Here is a 6,438-nt window from a genome sequence, read left to right on the forward strand (position 1 = left end):
AGGCGGCTAAGATGCGTCTTAAGTAGGGTTTGCGGCAAAAAGTTTTTCGGTGGGGGCAGGGTGTGGGGTGTGGGGTGTGGGGTGTGGGGTTTTCCCAGTTTTGAGGTGGCCAATTACCTAATTTTCAGGGAAAAAGTGCCTAAATTTCCCCCCGCTCACTCCCAGAGCCAGTACTTTTTGATTGACAAAAGGTCTAAAAGTCTTACCCAACAAGGTTTTTAGATTTATTCAGCCAGCCCTAGATAGTAAGGAGAAGCAATTTAGTCGAGAAAACTAGCACAAATCGCTACAATCCCTCGAATTTTGTCTTTCCATCGGTTCAAGCTCTCGTCTCTGACAGAAGAACTGAGAATTCTAGTCCCCGACTCGAAAAAGTCCCACATCATGAATCCTTTCCCCGCAATTTCTGTCAATGACGGCGACCAAAAATACCCGTATCCGCCACCTCCTGGCAATTCTGACCACGAAAGCGAAGATAGATCAAAAAAGAACAAAGCCTTATTTCTCGATCGAGATGGGGTAGTTATTGACTATATCCCCTACCTGAGTAAACCAGAACAGGTGAGCATTCCCGCCGGGGCAGCGGCTGCCTTAAAACAGTGGCAGGATGCCGGCTATCTGCTGATCATCATTACCAATCAATCGGGGATCGCTAGGGGCTATTTCACTTGGGATGATCTAGCGGCGATTCACGGGCGCATGATCGAGGAATACCGACAATTGGGCGTGCATTTTCACGATCTTGCCATCTGCCCGCACCATCCCGACGAAGGTTGTCCCTGCCGCAAACCCTCCCCCTATCTGCTGCTGGCCGCCGCCCACCAATACGGAATCGACTTAGCCGGCTCGTTGTTTATCGGCGATGCTCCCAGCGATCTAGAATGCGCCCTAGAAGCTGGTTGTCAGCCCGTATTGCTCTTAACAGGGCGAGGAAAAGTCACCCTTGGGGAGATCGAGAAATACCCAGTTCAGATTCCTGTATATAGCCAACTAAAGGAAACGGTAGAATTATTGTCAAAAACCGCTGCCGAACCATAATTATGAGAATATTAGTCCTTTTTTGCCATAACTTTCCCTATCCACCTAGTCGCGGGGCAACCGAGGGGAGAACTTTTAACCTGATCAAATGTCTTCATCAAAACCACGATGTCACCCTGTTCGCCCGTCGGGTGGAGAATGTCACGGAAACTCAGATCGAAGAACTCAAAACCTTTACCGATCATCTTGTCTTATTTCCGCCCCGGCAAATTCCCGCTCAAGGCAAGGGACTGACAAAACTAATCGGTCAAACAGGGCGCTTTCTGGGGGGAACTGTTTGAGAGTTTTACCGCCATAAAAATTGATTTTTTGGAGCCTAATCATGAAAGTTTTAATAGTGGGAAATTACGTCAACGATCGGCAGATCAGTATCAATCGTTTTGTCGGTTTAGTGGAGAAAGGACTCAGACAAAAAGGACACGAAATTCGGCGAGTGCAAGCACAGCCTATTTTCGGTCAACTGAAATCCTCTCCCCAGGGAATCGGCAAGTGGTTAGGGTATATTGATAAGTTAATTATTTTCCCAGTGCAGTTACGTCAGCAGCTTGATTGGGCCGATATCGTCTGCATTTGTGATCAGGCGTTATCCTATTTAACTCCCTATCTAAAAGATCGCAAATATTTTGTGATCTGTCACGATCTGCTGGCCATTCGTTCCGCCCTAGGAGAAATTCCTGAAAATCCCACCAGTTGGACGGGAAAACAGTATCAGGCGATGATTTTGCGAGGATTCAAACAGGCTAAATATGTTGTCTGTTCTTCCGAAGCTACTCGTGCCGATGTTCTCCGTTTAACCAAAATTACCCCCGAACAAACGGAAGTGATCGAGGATTGCTTGAGTGAGGGATACGGTCCGATGACAAGAGCCGCAGCGGTAAATCTAGTGGCCAAATTTAACATTAATAGTGATTGTCCCTGGCTAATTCATGTCGGGGGCGACCAATGGTATAAAAATCGATTGGGATTGCTGAAAATATTCAAAAAGTTAATTACTTTCCCCGGTCTGGAAAATTGCCGATTGATCCTGATGGGAAAACCTTTGCTGCCGAATATGCGAGAATTTGTTAATCAGAATAACTTGTCCGCACAAGTAATCGAATTAGGAACCGTCTCCGATGAGGATCTCCGCGCCTTTTATTGCCTAGCAACTGCTTTAATTTTTCCCTCCTTTCAGGAAGGATTCGGTGTTCCCGTTATTGAAGCTCAATCCTGTGGTTGTCCCGTCTTTACCTCCAATCGTCTCCCCATGACTGTTATCGCTGATGATGCAGCCGTTTACTTCGATCCCAGCGAACACGAGGCCGCCGCTACTATTATTGCAGAAAATCTTCTCGCTCCCGATCGCCTGGAAGATTTGAGGCAAAAAGGTTTTATCAATGCCACTCGCTTTACTTACGAGAGAATGATCCAATCCTACGACCGATTATTGCCAAAATTGTAGTCTAGAGCTTTTTGGTGACTCATTATCCTGCCAACGCGATTTTAAGCGGGGAGGATATGGTTCTGGGGTTCACTTTGGCCCTAGAAATCTTGCTGTAAGAGTGATCGTCCTTTTTTAAATCCTACAGTAATCATTTTTCCATAGCTCCTTTGCTTTGGGGTTTACTGAATAAATCTAAAAACCTTGTTGGATAATATCTTTAGGCTTTTTTGAAATCAAAAAGTGCCAGCCATTGGAGGAATCGGGGGAAAATTAAGGCACTTTTTCCCTGAAAATTAGGTAATTGACCCCCTGAAAATGGCTAAAACCCTACACCCCACACCCCACACCCCACACCCCACACCCTACCCCCACCGAAAAACTTTTTCAGCATACCCTAGTTAGAAATAGTCCCCCAGAAGCAAACCATGGAAATAGGTGTTCCCAAAGAGATTAAAGATCAAGAGTTTCGCGTCGGTTTGAGTCCCAGTAGTGTGCGTGTACTCAATGATCGCGGTCACAGGGTATTTGTGGAAACGGCCGCCGGATTGGGTGCTGGATTCAGCGATGAAGATTACCAAAAATCCGGGGCCAAAATTGTGGAAAAAGCGGCCCAAGTTTGGGATAAACCGCTAATTGTCAAGGTAAAAGAGCCGCTTAAGACAGAATACGGCTTTTTAAATAAAGAAGCTCTCCTATTCACCTATTTACACCTAGCGGCCGAGCGCTATTTAACGGAAGCATTAATCGAGTCGGGAACAACTGCGATCGCTTATGAAACGGTCGAGCTTGCCGATGGTCGTTTGCCTCTCTTAACTCCCATGAGTGTTATTGCCGGTCGTCTTTCGGTACAATTTGGGGCCCGCTATCTGGAAAAACAACAGGGAGGTAGGGGAGTTTTACTGGGGGGTTTCCCCGGGGTGAGTCCCGGACAAGTGGTTATCCTTGGCGGTGGTGTGGTGGGTACGGAAGCGGCCAGAATTGCCATCGGTATGGGGGCAAAAGTAACTATTTTAGATATTAACGTCGAGCGCTTGGCCTATTTAGAGACTTTATTCGGTTCGCGGGTAGAATTGCTTTATAGTAGCTCGGCACAATTAGAAAATGTGGTTCCTAAGGCCGATTTATTGATTGGGGCAGTGCTAGTCTTAGGAAAACGAGCGCCGACGCTGGTTTCTCGCTCTTTAGTCGCCAAAATGAACCCTGGTTCCGTAATTGTCGATGTGGCAGTGGACCAAGGAGGCTGCGTGGAAACCCTGCGGGCCACTTCCCACAGTCAACCGACTTACCTGGAGTCGGGAGTAGTACATTATGGAGTGCCTAATATGCCTGGAGCAGTACCCTGGACGGCAACTCAAGCTTTAAATAATAGTACCCTACCCTACGTTATTAAATTAGCCGACCATGGAGTAAAAGCTTTGGATCAAGATGTTTCCCTCGCTAAGGGGTTAAATGTCGCCAATCATCGGTTAATTCATCCAGCAGTGCGCGAAGTTTTTCCCGATTTGATTTGAGCAGTAATTTCAGGGCTGATCGTGGTATTTTCTAGGGGTTATGACTAAGAATTTATGGACAAGGGATGAGCTGCTGATCGCTCTCAATTTATACTATAAATTTCCCTATGGACAATTCCACACCAATAATCCTATTATTATCGAAGTCGCTGAAAAGTTACAGCGAACACCATCGGCCCTGGTGATGAAACTATGTAATTTTGGTTCTCTCGATCCCAGGCATCAATTGCGAGGAGTACAGGGGTTAAAAGGTATCAGTAAAGCTGATCGGCAAATCTGGCAGGAGTTCGAGGATAACTGGACAGAATTAGCCCTAGAAAGTGAGGAAAGATTACAGGTTCTTTTAGGAGTTATCAACGAACAGCAAGAGGATTTTACTAGACTTGATTTTTCGGAAAATATCAAAACAGAAACCGAGGCAATCAGAAAAGTTAGAATCGGACAAAACTTTTTTAGAAAGACAATTTTAGCATTATATAACTATCGTTGCTGTATTACAGGAAATCCCATTCCGCTGTTACTAACAGCTAGTCATATATTACCCTGGAGTCAATTTCCTGAACAGCGTTTAAACCCTCATAATGGCTTGTGCCTAGCTCGTACTCATGATACTGCTTTCGATCGAGGTTTAATTAGTTTCGATGAGGATTTAAGATTAATTATTGGCCATGAGATCGAAAAAAAGGCTCAGGATCAAGGTAGCGAGACGTTAGCACTAAATTTTATCAACTATCGCGGTAAAACTTTAAATGTTCCCGCTCGCTTTTCACCAGATTTAGATTTTTTAAACTATCATCGCTATCATATATTTCAGGGCTAAAAGTACGATATTGCCGCACCAGCTTGACTAAGCAGGTCAATTTTATCAGTACCAATAGCAAAATCCGTAACTCGGTCTAGGGCTGCGGCAGTGGACTGACTAAACTGGTCGCTTAACAAACCTGAATTTAAAGGGAATCCAAACAGTTATCCAAATCCGCCAAGGATTGAAAATCCAAGAGAGCCTCCCCCAACTGTTCTAATTGCGACGCCGTCAGCCCACGAATCTGGGCCACCACATCCGGACTCAGGGTACCAAATCGTTTTGACAACTGTCGCACAATCAGCAGAGATTCTCCTTCGAGAAGCCCCTCCTGACGACCCTCCTGGCGACCTTCTTGACGACCTTCTTGACGGGCAATACGTTCTACCGATAAGACATAGGGCATGGCTTTATTTTTCTCCAAATTTTGAATGGACGTCCACAGTTGTTTCTCCAAGTCTTGGGGCAACTTCATTAACCAGTCGATAATGCCAAACAAATCAAGAATCCGTTGCTTATCCCAATCCCTCTCATATAGTAATCGAGCCAACTGCCACTTGGCGTCATAGCGCCCTGACGGATTATTGCGGGTTTGTTGGGTTAATAAATGGGCCGCAGTCACCAGGGCAAAAGGGTTGGGATTGTCTAGCAAAGCATTGAGACAGTTGGCGTAGTCAAGAATTTTTACTGTCGCAAATTCAATGCTTGTCCGACTACCAAGCAAGTCGTAGCTGAATCCCTGGGGTCGCCAGCTTGGATTTGTATCTGCTAACACGGCTAAGGTTGCAACCGGGCGACGGTAACGGTCATAAAGCCGATAGTTGTAAATAAACAACCGTTCAGCAAAGGTTCTATTCCGTCGCCCCTGAACCTCCACATGAATATAAACCCATTCCTGCTTGGCCGTGGTCAGGGTCACTTCTACCAAACAGTCCACCCGTCGCCGCCCTAATTCCGCATCTGCCACAATTTGGGCCAGTTCTTGCTCCAGAAACCTATGGGGGAATGTCCAATCAATGGACTCTTGACATCCTCGCCGCCGTAAAACGGACGGCGATTCCTCACCACGCCACTTTTTTAGGGTGGTCGCTGAATGGGGTTGACGCTTCACCGAAAAACGCTTAATTGCTTAAGTCTGACTCTTTCTCCACGTCCGTTTTGAGTGTCCGAATGCCCTCCGGCCACTTTGAACAAGTCGAAAAAATCTAATGTTCAACCTTATTTCCTAGAAAGTTTTACTTGTTCAAGGCCGAATTTGAATTCTTTTCTGAACAAAACCCCCTACTATCTGTTGTCAAGGTTCAGTTTTTAGCTTGGTTATCGCTTTTTCCATTGTAGCCTAAAGCCGTCCTAAAAGGACGGGGTTTTAACCCAAATTTTCGATAAGCCGCCGGAAAGTAAAACGCCAGAAACTCCTGGAAATACCGCACCAGAGCCGTTTTCCAAGGACTATCGTAGTCGTCAGGTGCATTGGTCATCGGAAATTTTGGGTCTGAAACCCCGCCGTTCTAGGTTGGCTTTACGTTAGAATTAAAAGGCCAGTCTCGAAAACCAAGTGGACGGCGCAGCACCTTGAAAACTCGGCTTAGGGGGTTCCGACCAGAAAAGCTTGGCCGGGTAAAAAGTCGCGCGCAACAAGTACAAGAAGCTATAGGCGGTCAACG

The 6,438-nt window shown here is 46.1% G+C and carries 6 protein-coding genes and 2 pseudogenes; 5 read left to right on the plus strand and 3 right to left on the minus strand.

Going from position 1 to position 6,438, the window contains the following annotated elements:
• Positions 1-384: 384 nt before the first annotated feature.
• The 5 genes and pseudogenes from PX481_RS06905 (at position 385) to PX481_RS06925 (ending at position 4,792) form a co-directional block, all read left to right on the plus strand.
• On the plus strand, positions 385-1,038 hold the full coding sequence (locus PX481_RS06905; protein WP_288094103.1) for a D-glycero-alpha-D-manno-heptose-1,7-bisphosphate 7-phosphatase: 654 nt from the start codon (positions 385-387) through the stop codon (positions 1,036-1,038).
• Between the two features lie 2 nt (positions 1,039-1,040).
• Positions 1,041-1,316 (plus strand): annotated as a pseudogene (locus PX481_RS06910) (glycosyl transferase family 1); the annotation flags it as partial.
• A 44-nt stretch (positions 1,317-1,360) separates the two neighbouring features.
• Entirely contained in the window at positions 1,361-2,479 is a 1,119-nt protein-coding gene (locus PX481_RS06915) for a glycosyltransferase family 4 protein (RefSeq protein ID WP_002758313.1), read from the plus strand.
• Positions 2,480-2,886: 407 nt separating this feature from the next.
• Positions 2,887-3,972, plus strand: coding sequence for an alanine dehydrogenase (gene ald / locus PX481_RS06920; RefSeq protein ID WP_288027362.1), 1,086 nt, complete (start codon positions 2,887-2,889; stop codon positions 3,970-3,972).
• A gap of 40 nt (positions 3,973-4,012) precedes the next feature.
• Positions 4,013-4,792 (plus strand): HNH endonuclease, encoded by a 780-nt coding sequence (locus PX481_RS06925; RefSeq protein ID WP_288094105.1) that lies wholly within the window; start codon positions 4,013-4,015, stop codon positions 4,790-4,792.
• A 5-nt stretch (positions 4,793-4,797) separates the two neighbouring features.
• Here the strand turns inward: PX481_RS06925 and PX481_RS30070 are convergent.
• From PX481_RS30070 to PX481_RS06935, 3 genes and pseudogenes are all read right to left on the minus strand, one after another.
• Positions 4,798-4,899, minus strand: a pseudogene (locus tag PX481_RS30070) (bluetail domain-containing putative surface protein); the annotation flags it as partial.
• 20 nt (positions 4,900-4,919) lie between these two features.
• Positions 4,920-5,741 carry a DUF4351 domain-containing protein gene (locus PX481_RS06930; RefSeq protein ID WP_223213056.1) on the minus strand — a complete coding sequence of 274 codons (822 nt, stop codon included), beginning with the start codon at positions 5,739-5,741 and terminating at the stop codon, positions 4,920-4,922.
• Positions 5,742-6,075: 334 nt separating this feature from the next.
• On the minus strand, positions 6,076-6,252 hold the full coding sequence (locus PX481_RS06935; RefSeq protein ID WP_288024922.1) for a hypothetical protein: 177 nt from the start codon (positions 6,250-6,252) through the stop codon (positions 6,076-6,078).
• Positions 6,253-6,438 lie beyond the last annotated feature (186 nt).

This window comes from Microcystis sp. M53603_WE2, assembly GCF_030065435.1.